At 51.0% G+C, this 16,992-nt stretch carries 14 protein-coding genes and 3 tRNA genes; 10 read left to right on the top strand and 7 right to left on the bottom strand.

What is annotated here, in order from left to right; translation table 11 throughout:
* Nucleotides 1–18 precede the first annotated feature (18 nt).
* From OXH16_11005 to OXH16_10975, 7 genes are all read left to right on the top strand, one after another.
* Nucleotides 19–1,974, top strand: a complete 1,956-nt coding sequence (locus OXH16_11005) for a hypothetical protein (GenBank protein MCY3681917.1) — start codon at nucleotides 19–21, stop codon at nucleotides 1,972–1,974.
* A 5-nt stretch (nucleotides 1,975–1,979) separates the two neighbouring features.
* On the top strand, nucleotides 1,980–3,422 hold the full coding sequence (locus tag OXH16_11000; GenBank protein MCY3681916.1) for an oligosaccharide flippase family protein: 1,443 nt from the start codon (nucleotides 1,980–1,982) through the stop codon (nucleotides 3,420–3,422).
* Nucleotides 3,423–3,494: 72 nt separating this feature from the next.
* On the top strand, nucleotides 3,495–4,577 hold the full coding sequence (locus OXH16_10995) for a Gfo/Idh/MocA family oxidoreductase (protein MCY3681915.1): 1,083 nt from the start codon (nucleotides 3,495–3,497) through the stop codon (nucleotides 4,575–4,577).
* Between the two features lie 20 nt (nucleotides 4,578–4,597).
* Nucleotides 4,598–5,674 (top strand): Gfo/Idh/MocA family oxidoreductase, encoded by a 1,077-nt coding sequence (locus OXH16_10990; protein MCY3681914.1) that lies wholly within the window; start codon nucleotides 4,598–4,600, stop codon nucleotides 5,672–5,674.
* Nucleotides 5,675–5,685: 11 nt separating this feature from the next.
* The gene (locus OXH16_10985; protein MCY3681913.1) at nucleotides 5,686–6,702 is read left to right on the top strand and encodes an aldo/keto reductase; all 1,017 of its coding nucleotides are present in this window, start codon (nucleotides 5,686–5,688) and stop codon (nucleotides 6,700–6,702) included.
* Between the two features lie 6 nt (nucleotides 6,703–6,708).
* On the top strand, nucleotides 6,709–7,656 hold the full coding sequence (locus OXH16_10980; GenBank protein MCY3681912.1) for a Gfo/Idh/MocA family oxidoreductase: 948 nt from the start codon (nucleotides 6,709–6,711) through the stop codon (nucleotides 7,654–7,656).
* Between the two features lie 59 nt (nucleotides 7,657–7,715).
* Nucleotides 7,716–7,792 (top strand) — tRNA-Pro (locus OXH16_10975).
* A gap of 97 nt (nucleotides 7,793–7,889) precedes the next feature.
* On the opposite strand, the gene OXH16_10970 is transcribed toward OXH16_10975, so the two are convergent.
* The 7 genes from OXH16_10970 to OXH16_10940 form a co-directional block, all read right to left on the bottom strand.
* Nucleotides 7,890–8,321 (bottom strand): hypothetical protein, encoded by a 432-nt coding sequence (locus OXH16_10970; GenBank protein MCY3681911.1) that lies wholly within the window; start codon nucleotides 8,319–8,321, stop codon nucleotides 7,890–7,892.
* A gap of 488 nt (nucleotides 8,322–8,809) precedes the next feature.
* Nucleotides 8,810–8,883 (bottom strand) — tRNA-Gln (locus OXH16_10965).
* Nucleotides 8,884–8,938: 55 nt separating this feature from the next.
* Nucleotides 8,939–10,618, bottom strand: coding sequence for a glutamine--tRNA ligase/YqeY domain fusion protein (locus OXH16_10960; protein ID MCY3681910.1), 1,680 nt, complete (start codon nucleotides 10,616–10,618; stop codon nucleotides 8,939–8,941).
* Between the two features lie 26 nt (nucleotides 10,619–10,644).
* Nucleotides 10,645–12,378: a proline--tRNA ligase gene (locus OXH16_10955; GenBank protein MCY3681909.1), complete on the bottom strand. Its 1,734-nt coding sequence runs from the start codon at nucleotides 12,376–12,378 to the stop codon at nucleotides 10,645–10,647.
* A 108-nt stretch (nucleotides 12,379–12,486) separates the two neighbouring features.
* Nucleotides 12,487–13,188, bottom strand: a complete 702-nt coding sequence (locus OXH16_10950; GenBank protein MCY3681908.1) for a glycerophosphodiester phosphodiesterase family protein — start codon at nucleotides 13,186–13,188, stop codon at nucleotides 12,487–12,489.
* A 4-nt stretch (nucleotides 13,189–13,192) separates the two neighbouring features.
* Nucleotides 13,193–14,008 carry an MBL fold metallo-hydrolase gene (locus OXH16_10945; GenBank protein MCY3681907.1) on the bottom strand — a complete coding sequence of 272 codons (816 nt, stop codon included), beginning with the start codon at nucleotides 14,006–14,008 and terminating at the stop codon, nucleotides 13,193–13,195.
* An 11-nt stretch (nucleotides 14,009–14,019) separates the two neighbouring features.
* Nucleotides 14,020–14,982 (bottom strand): hydroxyacid dehydrogenase, encoded by a 963-nt coding sequence (locus tag OXH16_10940; GenBank protein ID MCY3681906.1) that lies wholly within the window; start codon nucleotides 14,980–14,982, stop codon nucleotides 14,020–14,022.
* Nucleotides 14,983–15,123: 141 nt separating this feature from the next.
* Here OXH16_10940 and OXH16_10935 point away from each other — a divergent pair.
* From OXH16_10935 to OXH16_10925, 3 genes are all read left to right on the top strand, one after another.
* Nucleotides 15,124–15,198 (top strand) — tRNA-Glu (locus tag OXH16_10935).
* Between the two features lie 134 nt (nucleotides 15,199–15,332).
* Nucleotides 15,333–16,466 (top strand): aminotransferase class V-fold PLP-dependent enzyme, encoded by a 1,134-nt coding sequence (locus OXH16_10930; protein ID MCY3681905.1) that lies wholly within the window; start codon nucleotides 15,333–15,335, stop codon nucleotides 16,464–16,466.
* Between the two features lie 82 nt (nucleotides 16,467–16,548).
* A partial coding sequence (locus OXH16_10925) for a TIM barrel protein (GenBank protein ID MCY3681904.1) occupies nucleotides 16,549–16,992 on the top strand: 444 nt, incomplete at its 3' end.

Here is a 16,992-nt window from a genome sequence, read left to right as displayed (position 1 = left end):
GATTGAGAAAGGTGGATTATGGCCGAAGTTCAAGTCTCAAATGCAACAGATGCGGCAACGCGCGAGGGCATCACGCTCAGGGCTGTTCTTTTTGGGTTGGTGATGGTGTTGTGGATTGCGTTTTGGAATACGCATGCCGAGTATATCGCCCACACATCGCGTATGAATATCAGCCATTTTCCGATGGTATTGTTGTGTACATACATACTGGTGGTGTTGCTGAATCAGCTGGTGCGCTGGATAAAGCCCCGATATGCACTGTGTCAGACCGAGTTGCTGGTGGTGCTGGCAATGGGGCTTTTGGGCGCGGCTATTCCCGCGTATGGTTTGACGAGTTTTTTCCTGGGCATGATTTCGGTGCCGCATTATCTGGCGACGCCCGAAAATCAATGGTCGGAGTTTGTCCATCCGCATTTGCCCGATTGGCTGGTGCCGAGCAACGAAGGCTATGCCATGCAATGGCTTTACGAGGGCCTGCCTGCGGGGCAGTCCATTCCCTGGGATGTGTGGGTTGTGCCGTTGTTCTGGTGGTTGAGTGTTGTTGCGGCCATTGTTCTGGCGTCTATCGCGCTTTCGAGTATGTTGCGAAAACAGTGGTCTGAGCACGAGCGCGTGGCCTATCCCGTGCTCGGTCCGCCAGTAGAACTGGCTTCAGCGGCTGACGCGCCAAAGCGGGAAGGTATTTTGTACAATCGGTTGTTCTGGATCGGATGCGGCCTGATTTTTTTTGTGAAGGCGTGGAATATTATGTCGTATTTCAATCCCGGTATTCCCATTATCTGGTTGGGACAGCAGTGGTTTTATTTTGCCCGATTTTATCCCCCACAGCATACAGGGGTGAATTTTTTTACGATTGGCTTTGCGTATTTTGCCAATGTGGATGTGTTGTTTTCCATTCTGGTCTTTCATCTTTTGTATCTCAATGAGATTGCTTTTTTTCGCAGGATTGGTTTCACATTGTCGGCTAAGACAGGTCCCGGCGATGCGGTGGCTGGCCTGCAAAGTGCCGGCGCGTTTATCGCTCTGGTTTTCTGGACTTTCTGGACGGCGCGGTTGCATTTGAAAGAAGTGTTTCGCAAGGCCTGGTGGGGCGATGATACCGTGGATGATTCGGATGAGTTGATGTCGCATCGCATGGCGGTTATTTCGCTTGTTATCAGCGTGTTGTTCATGTTGTTGTGGTTGCACACGATGGGTTTGGAATGGAAGTTTGCGTGTCTGTTAACCCTGGGTTTGTTCATCGCTTATGTTGGGCTTGCTCGCATTATTGCCGAGACTGGCGTGGTGTATATGAGCATGCCGATCAACGAGGCCGGGTTCACAGATTTGTTTTTTCATCCGGCAGATTATTCGGCTGGAGCGCGTACTTCAATCACATTATTCTCTTCTCTGCGCTGCCAGAGCAAGGCGATGTTTATGGTGCCTCTGGTTCACATTGCAAAGTTGGGCGAGTTGATCCAGCAGCAAAAGGGGCGTTTGTTGATGGTCGTGCTTGTGACGCTTATCGTCGGGATTGGATGGACGGTGATTCTGACGATTTTTTTGAGTTATACATACGGTGCGTATAATTTTAACGATCTTCCATTTACGCGGTATCCGCCGCGCGTGTACGACGCTCTGGTCAAAGCGTTAAAAGAAGTGCCTGAATACAAACCCGAACGCTATTTGTTTTTAGGTGCTGGGGCGCTCATTTTTAGTGTTATGAGTTTTTTGAGGTATCGCTTTACGTGGTGGCCCCTGCACCCTATGGGGATGATTGTGCCGGTGGGACACGCGATGCATTCGACGATGTCTATTTTGATTGCGTGGAGTGCCAAAGCGATTATTCTTCGCATTGGCGGGGCTTCGCTTTATCGGCGCAGCAGGCCCTTTTTTGTCGGGATGCTGGTGGGCTATGGGCTTGCGGTGTTCACGTCCTATGTGGTGGATCAAATCTGGTTTCCCGAGCGCGGACATCACATGCATTCGTGGTAGGGGATATGAGCAATCAGTCTTTGGCAACACGAGCGGTGCGCGGTGCGTTTTGGACAGGCGGCGGGTTGGGCGTGCATCTCATCGTGACACTGATTTTTTTTCGGATTCTGAATCTGGAAGACATGGGATATTTCATCTGGGCACAGCGCGTTCTGGTTTTGTTTCAGATGGTGGGTGTATTGGGTCTAAACGACGCCCTGATAAAATACCAAGATGCCTCGCGGATCCATTTTTCTTCTGCTTTTTGGGCCTGTCTTTTTTTGGGGATTGCGCTTTTTGGCGGGTTTATAGCAAGTGAGTGGCTTCTCATTATCTGGTGGGGGAGAACGCCGAATATTGCGGCGTTTTTTGATATTGCAAAACCCATGGCTTTGATCATTCCCCTTGCCTCTGTTTCGGGCATTGTGAAAGCAATTCTGGCTCGAGATTTGCGTTTTCAATCCATAGCAATAAGTGAAATGATCGCCGCGTTGATTGCCGCAATTGTCGGCATTGGTCTTCTCTTTGGTGGTTGGGGTATAAAAAGTGCGGTTTGGAATGCAATAACGAGGGAGGTCGCATTGTTGGGCGGTTTGTGGATTGCCGCTGCCTGGATGCCGTCGCTATCGTTTAGTTGGGCAAAGCTGAAGGCACTTTTGCCTTTTGGATTCAATGTTTCTGGCGCAAATCTGATCAATAATATCAACAATAATCTGGACAAGGTCTATTTTGTCCCTGTTTTGCTGGGGCCAGTTGCTGCTGGTCTGTACGCTTTTGCCTATCAATACACAATGGTTCCATTGAATCGGGCGAGTGTTGTGCTGACGCGGGTGATTTTTCCGGCTTTTTCCGTGGTGCAGCGCAATAATCAGACCTTGCGACGGGGATATACGCGCACGATTACTGCGATTGCCCTTTTGTCCTGGCCCGCGCTAATAGGTGGTTTTATTTATGGACGGGAAATTTTGTTGCTGGTGAAAGGCGAGGAGATGTTGCCTGCTCTTAATCCACTCAGGCTGTTGATTTTAGCGGGTATGCTTAAAGCTGTGGGGACAGTTGTGGGATCGGTTTTTCTCGCCAAGGGAAAGGCAAGCTGGGCGTTTCGGTGGACGCTTGTAAATTTGATTGTTTTTGTGCCCGCGCTTTATTGGGGGGTGCGCTATGGTATTGATGGGATCGCCGCCGTGCTTTCAGTGGCTGCCGTGTTATTTCTCGTGGTTACGCAAATACTGGTCAACCGTTTGATTGATTTGCGAATGGTCGATTATTTCAAGTCGTTTGCCGGGCCATTTCTGACGACGCTATGGGTCGCAGTTGCACTGGTCGCGGTTCGTTTATTGACAAATTTGGGGCACGTTGAGGCTCTGTTGTTGGGTGTGGGGGGCGGGGGCATTGCTTATGCTTTTGCTGTTCGTTTGTTCGCCTGGGCATTTGTGATGCGGTTCTGGCGTGATTTAAGGGGGCAATAGATTGTGATTGTGTTGTCCGCCTGTTTATGGCATAATGCAAGCGTCTGGGTGGAAAACTAAAGGAGGCACATTTTGAAAACCTACCGCGTGGGTATTATTGGATTGGGACGAATGGGCAGCACGATTGACGATGAAGGGCATGCTGTCAAACCGTATTCTGTTGCGGCCTGTTGTGGGGTGATAGATCAACTCGAACTCGTCGCCGGCTCCGATTTGCAGGCAGATAAGCGGGCGGATTTTACCGAGCGATGGGGTGTGAAGGCTGTTTACGAAGATTACATGGAGATGGTGGCACGAGAGTCGCTCGATCTGGTGGCGGTGTGTACAACGGCTTCGGGTTTGTTTAAGCCCGCCAATGAGGCACCCGACGCGAATTTCAGAGGCGATTCGCATGCGGATTTAACCGTGAGCCTTGCCAATGCTGGGGTGCCGATGTTGTATGTGGAGAAGGCGATGGCGAGTTCGGTGGCGCGAGCAGATGAGATTTTAGATGCGGTGGTAGCAAATGGTACTGTGTTCAATACGGGTGTTTTGAGACGATTTAACGTGAGTTATCACGCCGTGCGCCGCGCAATTGCCGCGGGTGAGATTGGCGAACCCAGAGCGGCTATTCACTACGCGGCCTCATCTTTGATGCACGGGCATATCCACTCTATAGATACGCTCTCTTTTTTGTTGGGCGATCCAAAGATTGAAGCGGTGCGCGGTGAATTATTGCCGCGAGATTTTGCGATTGAGAACAATCACATTGCTTTTGATCCGAGCGCGACTTTTCAACTGCGATTTGAAAATGGCATAGAAGCCTGTTCGGTACCCGCTGGCGGATGGGAGTTTGAGGTGATGGGGACAAAGGGGTGCATCCGGTCGATTAACAATGGGGATGGCATAAAGCTCAGAAAAGTCGGTAGCCTGGTGGGCAAACGCCAGGGATGGGATGATGCAGAGGTCGCGCCCGTTGAACCAAAAAGCCATGTGGTGTCGTGTCTGGAGGATCTGATAGAAGCTTATGAACAAGGGCGTCCAACGCTGGGACATGTGGAGGTTGCCCATCATATCACAGAGGCATGTATTGCTGTGGCGGAAAGCCATCGTCGGGGGAGTTCGTGGGTTAATCTACCTTTGGAAGAACGGGATTTGTACATTTTTCACGTTTAAGTCATCATTGGGAGCGGACCATGAAAACATATCGCGCAGCACTGATTGGATGCAGTCGGATGGGTGCATTTATTGACAATGAGGTGGATCACACGCGGGCGTATTCCCATGCGGCGGGATACGAGGCATGTGATCGAACAGATCTGGTCGCGTGTTCGGATCTGCGCGAAGATGTGATGGCGCAGGCGGGCGAGCGATATGGGGTGCCAAAATCGCGACAGTACACGGATTATCGGGAACTTATCAATACGGAAGAGCCAGATATTGTGAGCGTGGCGACGCAGCCAGAGCAGCGCGCAGAGATTGTGGTATATGCTGCCGAGCATGGGGCAAAGGCGATTTATGCGGAAAAAGCGATGGCGGCTTCTATGGCGGATGCCGATGCGATGGTCGATGCGTGTGAGCGCAATGGTGTGTTTTTCAATCTGGGTACCAATCGGCGATGGGATAGAGGGTATGACAGCATGAAGGAAGTGATTGATAGCGGGCGCATTGGGCGGTTGCGGTCGCTGATCATTCACCAGACGAGTTCTCTTTTCAATGGTGCAAGTCACAGTTTTGATCTGTTGATGCGCCTCAATAGCGACCATCCCGCGTTGTGGGTGCAGGGACATCTATCGCAGGGTGCAGACGAGATTGAGGGGAATATTTTGAAGGCAGATCCTGCGGGGCACGGGATTATCCAGTTTGAAAATGACGTGACGGCTTATGCCCTCAATTCCGGACGTGGTCTGGAGGTTGAAGCTGTGGGCGATGCAGGGGTTGTGACGGCTTTGCAAAATGGCGCGGGGTGGCAGGTGCGCGAGGTGGTCGGACATGATCACAGGGGACGGAATGTGCTGGGATATGGAGATTTTCCAGAGGTGGAGCCGACGAGTTCGACGGTGCATTTGATTGAAGACCTGGCACATGCGCTGGATACGGGCGAGCCGACGCGGTGCGGTGTGCGGTTGGCACATGCCAATCAAGAATTGATTTTTGCTTTTGTCGAATCGCACCAGCGAGGGGGTAAACGGGTGCATCTGCCGTTAAAAAATTGTCCCTATCGCATGGATCGCGGTTTTGCACCCAGGCAACCGAAGTTTGAACGGGAATGAAGGAGGTTATTGTGGAATATCGCGAGTTTGGACAGACGGGATTGAAGGTTTCGGCAATCGGTTTTGGATGCTGGGAATTGGGCGGAGGATATGGGTCTATTGATGACACTGAGGTCGTTGCCGCGGTCAATCGGGCGATTGATCTGGGGATCAATTGTTTTGATACGGCGCAGGGATATGGCAGTGGCGCGTCTGAACGGTTACTTGCGCGCGCGCTGGGTCCCAGGCGCCAAGATGTGATTCTGGTTACAAAGTTCGGCATTGGATACGAGCAGGGCAGAGATAGCAGCAAAGAAATGGTCCACCGGGCGATTGAGCAGAGTTTGGAGATGCTGAATACGGATTATGTCGATGTGTATCTCGTGCATTGGCCCGACCGCGATACGCCTTTTGAAGAGACTATGGGCGCTCTGGAGGAAATTGTCCAGGCGGGAAAGACGCGGTTTGTGGGGCTGTCGAATTTTACGCCTCCAGAGATCGCGCGGTGTATGGATGCGCGGCGCGTGGATGTGTTGCAATACGGGTGTAATTTGTTTGATCGCCGCCATGTCAAATGGACATTTCCCTACGCCGAAGCAAATAATGTGGGTATAATGACGTACGGTTCTCTGGCTTATGGTTTGCTCGCTGGCGCGTTTACAGAAGATACGGTTTTTGAAGATAATGATTGGCGGAGAAGAGGCGGTAGCAATACGACTTTGCGCCTGTTTGAGCCGGGTATTTTTCAGCGCAATGTCAGGGCGGTGAATGAGTTGAAGGAGATCGCCGCGGGGCTGGGCAAAAATCTACCGCATATGGCGCTGAATTGGGTGTTGTCTCACCCGGCTGTGAGTACGGCACTGGTGGGTGCGCGAAGGCCAGAAGAGGTAGAAGACAATATGGGTGCTCTGGGGTGGACATTGGATGAGGATACAAAGCGGGCAATTGATCGGGTTTTTGCTACATACGAGATTGATACGGCGCCCAATAAGTGGGGCGAATTTGATCGCAATTGGATGGATATTGATCCGGCAGAATGGTCAGAATGAGAGGATATGATGGATAGCGTGCGCGTTGGTGTGATTGGATGTGGTGGTAGGGGAAGAGGACACATCCGGTCTTTGAATGAATTTGAAGATGTGCATCTCGCAGCGGTTTGCGATCCGGTTGCGGAGATCCGCGAGTCCGTGTGTGAAGAGTACGGGATCGAAGGGCAATACGGCGATGTTTCCGCGTTGCTCGAAGGCGAGGCTCTGGATGCGGTTTTTGTGGCGCCGCCTGCACACTTAAATGCCACGCTTGCATTGCCGTGTCTGGAGGCGGGGGTCAATACTTTTTTGGAGAAACCTCCAGGCTTGAGCCTGGAAGAGACCGAGGCGCTAAAAGCTGCATCGGACGAAACGGGCGCGAAGGCCATGGTGGGATGGAATCGGCGATTTCATCCGATTATTGTCGAGGCGCGAAATCTGGTGCTGGACCGCGGGCCTGTGACGCAATTGGTGGGGGAGTTCCACAAGAGTATCACGGATTTGGGAAATTCGGGCAAGTTTGCCGAGGTGCTGATGGATTGTATGCTTTTTGAGACGCCGATTCACGCCATTGATACGGTCCGCTTTTTGGCAGGTGCAGATGTTTCTGAGGTTCATAGTGTGGTGCAGCGGTCCATGTCCGGTTATCGGGATGTACACGCGGCTCTCGTCGTGTTTGAAAATGGCGTTGTCGCACAGCTTATTCATAATTATACGACCAATGCCAGGCTGGAGCGTTATGAGATTCACGGGCACGAGATTTCGGCTTATCTGGAGGGCGTGTCGCGCGGAGAGGTTTTTTGCGATGGCGAGAAAAGGGCGTTGAGTGGGGATGGATCGGGGACAGACGAACAGAACCGATTTTTTATCGATTGTGTGAAAGAAGATCGTCCTGTCGCACTTCCCGCGGCAAATTTAGATGAGGCGATTAAGACGATGGAATTGGCAGAGGCGATTATGGCCGGGACGCGATAGTATCGGATTCTTTCTGTTGACAATATTTCTTTAATCCCGTAATTTTCAGATAACAGAAACGAGGTGTGGCTCAGTCCGGTAGAGCACCTGCTTTGGGAGCAGGGGGCCGGGGGTTCAAATCCCTCCACCTCGACCAATAATAAGGGGTTGCGGCAATTTGTCGTAACCCTTTTATTTTAAAAATTATATACAACAGTAGTTGATACTGTTCGACCACGTAAAGTGTTTTATACTCACTGACCGTTTGTTGTATTCCCATTTTGATCTTCTAAGGCAGCGCGTATGGCTTCTATGTCAATATCCGGATGCATTTTTTTAACGATAGCAATGGTTTCCTCATGTCCTTTTCTCTGCCCATCCTGGAAGCGTTTTTCAAGATATCTTTCAGTCTCAGCACGGATTTTTTGAACTGGGACGATCATGAGATTTACCCCCTCTATAATGAAGAATGCTAAAGTGATAGCAGAGAGACCTATGGATCCTATAATACTGATTACCGTAATAATTGCATCGTAATCAGGTTCAGTAATTTTGCTCCAATTGTACCAAAGGACCAGTGATAGAGAAGAGACAAAGAACAGTACTGCTAAAGCTATCAGCCATGTTCTTTCTGTGTCTCCAGTGCTCCAAATCGACACCCTTTCTTCTTCTGTTTTCTCCGCCATTCTGTTGTGCCTTTTTACTTCCCTAATATAAGTATAGAGAAAATAGATTTCTAATGCAATTTCGGCCTGGGTATGGTTTCAATGTCTGCCATAAGAGATGCCTCAGGTCTGATGGTTGATCGTACTTTGGACAGACGCAACAGTCAGAACTCAAGCAAATATCAGGCCAACAATGCAATTATCACAGAATTGAGCGATAAAAGAGGCTCAAACGAAGTTCAGGCACCTCATTATGCCTTTGATATGCTGTATTGTGCAGTTGTTCACAACTTGAATTTGAGGATTACCTGTTGGGGCAGAGGTAGAGGAGTGCAGGCGTTGGCGGAAAAAGTGTATATTTTGAGCGATGGATGAGCGGTGTGGTGAAAGAATTGTTCCCTGGATTGCGGCTTAAACCCTGCCGCGATGATGTCTCTGTTGATGCAGAGAAAAACAAAAGGCCGTAAGTGCTGTTCATTGACAGCAAAAACTTACGACCTTAAAAAAATTGGTTGCCCCTCAGGGATTCGAACCCCGATACCTGGAACCAAAATCCAGTGTCTTGCCATTAGACGAAGGGGCAATACTATGTCGAGGGCTAAATATAAATTTTTAGCCGATTACTGGCAACTTTCTTTTTATTTTTTTCCTCTCACTCTCGCCCATGTGTCGCGCAGAGTAATCGTTCGATTTAATACGAGCTTTTCATCTGATGAGTCTGGATCGACACAGAAATAGCCCAGGCGTTCGAATTGGACCACGCTGCCAACTTCTGCCCCTTTCAGGCTTGGCTCGACATAACAGGTGGGACGTATTTCGAGTGAGTCGGGGTTTAAGTTGTCTGTGAAGTCCTGTCCCTCTTCAGTTCGGATGGGGTTTTCCGTCATGAACAGTCGATCAAATAATCGCACTTCGGTCTCCAGTGCGTGTTTGGCAGATACCCAGTGCAATGTCGAGCGCACCCGGCGTTTATCGGGTGTTGTGCCGCCGCGGCTTTCTGGGTCCCAGGTGCAGCGGAGTTCGACCACATTGCCGTCGTCATCTTTTATTGCTTCCTGGCAGGTGATATAACACGCCGCGCGCAGTCGTACCTCTCGTCCGGGCGCAAGGCGGTAAAATTTGCGCGGGGGATCTTCCATAAAATCTTCCCGCTCGATGTACAATTCCCGGGAAAAGGGCACGGGGCGTGTGCCGGCATCGGGGTCTTCGGGATTGATCATCGCTTCAAATGTCTCTTCTTCGTCTTCGGGATAGTTTTCAATGACCACTTTTAAGGGGTCAATCACGCCCATTACCCGGGGGGCGACTTTGTTCAGGTGTTCGCGAATATAGAATTCAAACAAATCTATTTCTGCGGTTGTATCCCGCCGGTTCATTCCCACGCGCCAGATAAAATTCTTAATGGCTTGAGGCGGTATCCCGCGCCGTCTCATGCCCGAAAGCGTGGGCATGCGCGGGTCATTCCACCCGTTTACGAGACCGCGTTCGACCAGTTGGGTCAACATGCGCTTGCTGGTCAATGTGTAGGTGATATTCAACCGCGCAAATTCGATTTGCTGCGATGGGAATATCTCTAATTGCTGGATGTACCAATCGTACAGGGGGCGGTGTTCTGCAAATTCGATGCTGCACAGCGAGTGCGTGACTTGCTCTATGGCGTCGGATTGCCCGTGTGCCCAATCGTACATCGGATAAATACACCATTTGTCGCCTGTGCGATGGTGCGATGTGTGTTTGATCCGATACATGACGGGATCGCGCATGTTCATATTTGGCGATGCCATGTCGGCTTTTGCGCGCAATGTACACGCGCCATCAGGGTAGTCTCCATTTTTCATTCGCTCAAACAGATCGAGATTTTCCGACGCGGTGCGATTGCGATAGGGGCTGTTTTTCCCCGGCTCTGTTACTGTCCCGCGGTAATCGCGTATCTCCTGTGGACTCAAGTCGCAGACATAGGCTTTTCCCTGCATAATGAGTTCCACTGCATAATCGTAGAGTTGATCAAAATAGTCAGAGGCAAAGTGCAATCCGTCGCCCCAATCAAAGCCCATCCATTTCAAATCTTCCTGGATAGACTCGACGTATTCGGTGTCTTCCCTGTCCGGGTTGGTGTCGTCAAACCGGAGATTGCACTGGCCGTCAAATTCCTCGGCGAGACCAAAGTCCAGACAAAAAGCCTTGGCATGACCGATGTGCAGATAGCCATTTGGCTCTGGGGGAAAGCGGGTTACGATTTTTTTGTGTTTGCCATTTTTTACGTCTTCGCGAACAATTTCACGGATAAAATCCGTTGGTGCGTCTTCAGTTGTTGCCATTTTAAGACCTTTTGGGTTGTTAGTTATTAGTCTTCACACTTCATACTTTTTACTTCACACTTTACACGTTCTACTACCTGATCCAGAGGCACATCTGTGCGGTCATTTTCATGTCGCAATTTCATCTCTATCTGTCCATTTGCCAGGCCGCGCGATCCCACGGTCAAGCGTATTGGTATGCCGATTAAATCCGCATCGTTGAATTTTACGCCTGCGCGTTCATCGCGGTCGTCGAGCAAGACATCCAGTCCTGCGCTCTTTAGTTGCCCGTACAATTTCTCAGCGGCTTCCAGTTCTCCTGCGGGTTTCCGACCCGTCAGGACTACGATTTGCACCTCAAAGGGCGCGACCGATATCGGCCAGATAATGCCGTGGTCATCGTGATGGGCTTCGATAATACACGCCAATAATCGGCCCACGCCAATGCCGTAACATCCCATGAAGAGGGGCTGCATTTTGCCGTTTTCATCCAGGACCTTCGCACCCATGCTGTCGCTGTACTTTGTGCCGAGCTTGAAGATATTGCCCACTTCAATGCCGCGCGTGCTGTCGAGCGGGGTTTCGCATACTGGACAGGGCATGCCTTTTTCTACGGCGATGAGGTCTGTGACGATGTCGGGATCAAAATCGCGTCCCACGTTGACATTTAAGTAGTGATATCCTTCCTCATTTGCGCCCGATACAAAATTTGTCCCTTTTGCGATGGCTTCATCTACGACTACGATTGCATTTTTCACGGCCATTGGCGACGCATATCCGGGGACTGCGCCAACTGCTGTGATTTCCTCATCGGTTGCTGGTCGCAATGCCTGCGCCTTTACCACATTGGCGAGTTTGGTTTCATTCAGTTCGCGATCGCCGCGCAATACGGCAAAAATGAATTTTTCTTCGCCGCTTATTGTGCCGATTAAAAATACGGCTTTGGCTGTTTCGCTCTGCGGTACGTTCAAAAACGACGCGACTTCTTCAATGGTTTTGCAATTGGGAGTCGCCACTTTTTGCAGGGGTTTTTCACTTTCCGTTTCAATGGCTTCCCGTTTATATGTCGCTACCTGTCGATTGGCCTGATAACCGCAGGCATCGCATAAGAGCAGGGTGTCTTCGCCGCCCGGGTTTAAGTATATAAATTCATGCGCTTCTGTTCCGCCCATCATTCCCGGGTCGCTTTCTACTGAGATGACGTGGTCGCCCAATCCCGCGCGCTCAAATATCCGCTGATATGCCTCGTGCATGCGCGGGTAATACGCATCTAAACTCGCCTGATCGATGTGAAAGCTATACCCGTCTTTCATCGTAAATTCGCGTACGCGAATCAATCCACCGCGGCTGCGCGGCTCGTCGCGGAATTTGGTCTGAAGCTGAAACGCGCTTAAGGGCAATTGTCGGTAACTCTGTACCATGTGACGCGCCAGGTCGGTTACGGCTTCTTCGTGCGTCATTGCCAAACACATGTCGCGGTCTGCGCGGTCTTTCATGCGCATCATTTCCTGGCCCACATCGTCCCACCGTCCACTCTCTCGCCAGATTTCTGCGGGTTGCACTACGGGCATCGAGATTTCAAAGCAATCTGCGCGTTCCATTTCTTCGCGCAAAATTTGTTCGATTTTCCGCTTCACGCGCAATCCCAGCGGCAAGAAGCTAAAGATTCCCGATGCCAGAGAGCGAATGAGTCCCGCGCGCAAAGCCAACTGGTGGCTGATGGCTTCTGCATCTGCGGGCACCTCGCGCAGCGTTTGTGTCAGTAATTGAGAATAACGCATTTCTATTCCTTTAGAAAAATCTCCGGAAAATATAAACAAAATACGAGGATCAGAGCCAAATATTGTGTTTTGTTTGAAATTGTGGACGATTTGGCATCATATAAAGTTTCACGATGGGCGTCCAAGTGCGATTAACAGATCTGGACGATTCGAACCGATGGCGTCAACCCCCAGATCGATAACACGCTGTATCTCTTCAACCGTGTCGGGGTTCCAGGCGCGGATCAGGAGACCGTGTGCATGGGCTTTCTGTACGAGCTGGGCGTCGATATTTGGATGGAGGATGTGTATCCCTACCGCTCCCATATCGACAGCCTGTTCACACGCATCAGATGGTGGATTAGACCACAATGCACCCAGTGGCAGACTCGGATTAAGCTGACGCGCTTCGCGTAGCCGCTCATGGACAAATGAGGTCAGAAGTACCTCGCTTTCTATATTATTTTGCTCAACCGTCCGGACGACTGGCTCGGCGGTGTCGGGTCCTTTCAGTTCAATCTGAAGAACCACTTTCCCGCGCACCAGGTCTATCACTTCCTGTAGTGTTGGAATGCGTTCTCCTTTGCCAGCGTCTAACTGCTTAACTTCCGCTAACGTCAAGTCGGCGACCGCGCCCTGTCCATCGGTCGTTCGATCCACGGTGGTATCGTGAATGACGACGAGGTGCTGATCGCGTGTGAGGTGTACGTCAAGCTCGATCTGATCGACGCCGAGATCTATTGCTTTTTGCATAGATAGTAACGTATTTTCAGGTTCAAGTTCTGCTGCTCCCCGGTGTCCTGTAAGAATCATTTGAGTCCTCTCTTTCATAAATTTATCCAATTTCGACGACTAATCCATCTTCGCCTACCACGACTTCGCCGCCGTATTTTTGGCGAATCTGGTCGCCCATGCGATGTACGGCTTGTAGATCACCCGTGATGTCTTCGATTACCAGATGTTTGATCATCACGCGCTTGACATTGGCTTCAGTTGCGATTTCTGCGATTTCTGGCGGTGTAATATGCCACGATCCCCAGGGTTGGGTCGCTAAAAATTCAGCGGTGCCCGAACATTCTATGGATAGCAAGTCGGCATTTTGGCAGAATGCCGGGAATTCCGCATCGGGATTCCCGTCGCCCGTAATTACGACGCGGTGATTTCTGGTATCGATGCGATAGACGAGCGTGGGGATGCCGCCGTGGTCTGTGAATGTTGCGGATAATTGAAAGTCGTCCGTGGATAAAAATTCGCCTTTTGCCCCAATCTCAGTAACTTCGGGATCGAGTACACTGTCGTCTTTTCCATGCCCAATTCGACTTTGAATATCCTGCTCAAAGGGTGGACGAATTACATGCGATACAAAGTGTTTTGTTCCGACAGGACCATAAATTTGAAGGGGCTTTTTGCGTACTTTCACCCATCCCACAAATACGAGATAGGGAACATCGACGATGTGATCAAAGTGCAGGTGGGTCAAGAATAGTCGATCTATATCTTCGCAATTCACACCTGCGCGCGCCAGGTTTGTACACGCTGACCGACCGCAGTCAAACATCCAGTTTTCATTGCCGATTTGCAATAATTGCGATGGTCCGCCGCGATTCGGGTTGTCCCGCACCGCACCACTGCCGAGCATGATATATCGCATGATTAAATCCTTCAGGACGGATCGTTGACGGGAAATTCGGGTTGCTGTCCGTTGATAACGCGTACGATGTCCGCTGCGACCATTGCCATTTTTTGTATTGATTCAGCCGAGTGTCCGGAATAATGGGGCGATAGGAGCACGTTGTCGAGTTCGCACAGGGGATTGTCTGGTGTTGCGGGTTCACTTTCAAAGACGTCGATGATTGCACCGCCAATTTGTTTGTTTTTCAGTGCGGTTACGAGTGCCTGTTCGTCGATAACCGGACCGCGGCTGCAATTGGCGATAATGGCGTGGGGTTGCATGCGGGCGAGTGTATCGGTATTGATGAGGTGATGCGTGCTGTCGAGGAGGGGGACGTTGAGGCTGATATAGTCCGAGGCAGAGAGGAGGTCGTCCAATTCTACGCGGCGCACATTCAGCCGGTTTTCTTCTTCTGCGGATGCGGGGAATTCGTCGGTGTAGATGACGTTCATTCTGAAGCCGAGGGAGCAAATTTCCGCAAGGCGACGGCCTATGCGACCAAAGCCGATAATGCCCAGGGTTTTGCCGATTAATTCGGGGGCGTGTACGCGGTCTCGGAGTGCCCAGTCGCCAGAGCGGGTCGCGGTATCGGCTTGACCAATTTGGCGCGGCAGGGCAATGAATGACATGGCGATATATTCGGCGACGGCTTCTACGGGGGCGCCGGGTGTGTTGACGACGTAGATACCGCGCTCGGTGGCGGCGTCAACGTCGATGTTATCGACGCCGATGCCGTGGCGACCTATGACTTTGAGGCGCGGTGCCCGATCCATTACTGGTCCGTCAATGATGCCGCGTGCGCGTGCGAGAATGCCGTCTGCGTCTTTGACCGAGGCGATGATTTGATCGGGTTCAAATCCTTTTGCCCAGAGGATTTCGCAGTCGTTTTTGAGAAGGTGATCTTGTCCACAGGGGTGTACGGGTTCAAAGAGCAAGATGTTGAATTTTGCCACAGTGCGTCCTTTCTATTGTTGTTTTGCAAAAAATATAGTGTATAGCGTGAGTGTGATTTTGTCAAGACGCGAGAATTTTATTTTTTCTATTTCGCCTTGCTTCGTTTTTGGGTTTTGTATATATTTCCCTATCTATGAGGCGACCCCGTCGTTCAGTGGTTAGGACACCGGGTTTTCATCCCGGCAACGGGGGTTCGATTCCCCTCGGGGTCGCCATTAATATTGTGTGTATTATTCAAGGGTCGTGACTTCACGACCCTTATTTTATTTGTGGATGAATGAGATATAAAGACTATATTGGGAGATGGTCTGTTTGTTGATCTATATCCCGAATAAAGAAAGGAGTTCTTTTGACAATTACACCTCTTCTTTCACCAGAGGCTTTTGAAGGTATTGAAGGCATGGCCCACCTGTGTACGGGGGGTGAGTCCCCGTGGCTCAAAAGTCAAGCCGAGGTATATGCCGATTTTGCCAGATTTAAGGGTGGATCGCACAAGGGCCGCGATAAAATTTACGATAGGGGAGAACGCTGTCGCCAGCGCATGGGGCAGCTCTGGAATGTGCCGGCCAATCGCATTGCGTTTATGCCTTCTGCTGCCGAGGGCATGGGCTGGTTTTCGCGGGGGTTGGACTGGCAGCCCGGCGATAATGTCGTGACCAATAATCTCGAGTTTCCCTCTGTGGCGTATGCGTGGAAGCATCTGCGATCCAGGGGTGTTGAGGTTCGTCTGGTGCCGCATAAACAGTGGCGGGTGCGCGAAGCGGATCTCCTCGACGCTGTTGATTCCCGCACGCGCGTTCTCGCTGTCAGCCATGTGGGGTTTTACACGGGGCAGTGTTTGAATTTGGCGCAACTCTCTGAGGGCGCAGGGGAAAAAGGCGCGTTATTCGCCGTTGATGCCACGCATTCTTCGGGTGTTTTGCGCGTGCCAGCGCAGTTGACAGATCTCACGGTGAGCAGCAGTTACAAATGGCTTTTGGCAACGCACGGTACGGCGCCTTGTTATTTGAGCGAACGGGCGGAAGAGCAGGTCGCATCGACGTGTTTTGGCTGGCACAATCTCAAAGTGTGGCCCGAACAAACCGCCGAGCGCGATCCCGAGGTTGCCGAGCAACCGATGCCGGAAAAGCTCGAACCCGGAAATCCGGCTATGCAGGTGATTATGCACCTGGATCACGCGCTGGGTGTGATTTTAGATATTGGTCCTGAGAAGATTGAGAACCACGCGCGCGATTTGTCCGAACTGGTGTCCCGAGGGCTTGCGAAGTTGGGCTATGAGGTTATTTCGCCCGATAACCGGGAAGCGCGGTCGGGCAATACCTGCTTTGCGTGTGAGGATGGCCGCGAGATGGTCAATCGCCTCGAAGAGCGCAATGTTTTTTGCTGGGGCGAGTTTGGGCGGGTGCGCGTTTCCACGCATTTGTACAATGGTAGCGATGATGTGGCGCGATTGCTCGATGCGCTGAGTGAAGTGAAAAAATGATCCGCAGATGCCGCAGATGGTCGCAGATAAAAATGTAGGGTCGGGTTTCGAACCCGCCCGTTTTTAAGAAAGGATATTAACCATGATGAAATTGGGTTGTATGTCTCTGAGTTACAAAGATCAGTTCACTGCTGGCGAGATTGATATGGCAGGGTTTATCGACAAGGCTTATGATTTGCGTCTGGATGGAATTGATATTCACACGCGTGCGTTTGAGTCTGAAGACCCGGCGTATTTGCGGGATATTCGCATGCGCTGTCTCAGGCGCGGTCTGGTGATTTCGTATCTCGGTGTGAGCAATGATTTTGGCAGGCCCCAGGAAGAGTTGCAGGAGGTGATAGATAGTGTTAAGCACTGGGTCGATGTTGCAGAGTTTATGGGTGTGCCACTCGTGCGGATTTTTGCGGCGTGGAATCGCAATGACGAGCCTGAAGAGCAGGTGTGGGATCGCATGATGCCCTGTATGCAGGAGGTCGCGGAGTACGGACAACAAAAGGGCATTGTCCTGGGTTTGCACAATCACAAT

It is taken from the genome of Gemmatimonadota bacterium, from assembly GCA_026705765.1.
Lineage (GTDB): Bacteria > Latescibacterota > UBA2968 > UBA2968 > UBA2968 > VXRD01.
The sequence above is the reverse complement of the archived record's forward strand: the minus strand, read 5'-3'. Positions and strand labels throughout refer to the sequence as shown.

Coding starts and splice junctions, on each gene's coding strand:
- OXH16_10945 (MCY3681907.1), bottom strand. CDS start 14,008: ATGCGATATATCATGCTCGGCAGTGGTGCGGTGCGGGACAACCCGAAT.
- OXH16_10960 (MCY3681910.1), bottom strand. CDS start 10,618: ATGGCAACAACTGAAGACGCACCAACGGATTTTATCCGTGAAATTGTT.
- OXH16_11000 (MCY3681916.1), top strand. CDS start 1,980: ATGAGCAATCAGTCTTTGGCAACACGAGCGGTGCGCGGTGCGTTTTGG.
- OXH16_10980 (MCY3681912.1), top strand. CDS start 6,709: ATGATGGATAGCGTGCGCGTTGGTGTGATTGGATGTGGTGGTAGGGGA.
- OXH16_10970 (MCY3681911.1), bottom strand. CDS start 8,321: ATGGCGGAGAAAACAGAAGAAGAAAGGGTGTCGATTTGGAGCACTGGA.
- OXH16_10990 (MCY3681914.1), top strand. CDS start 4,598: ATGAAAACATATCGCGCAGCACTGATTGGATGCAGTCGGATGGGTGCA.
- OXH16_11005 (MCY3681917.1), top strand. CDS start 19: ATGGCCGAAGTTCAAGTCTCAAATGCAACAGATGCGGCAACGCGCGAG.
- OXH16_10955 (MCY3681909.1), bottom strand. CDS start 12,378: ATGCGTTATTCTCAATTACTGACACAAACGCTGCGCGAGGTGCCCGCA.
- OXH16_10950 (MCY3681908.1), bottom strand. CDS start 13,188: ATGAAAGAGAGGACTCAAATGATTCTTACAGGACACCGGGGAGCAGCA.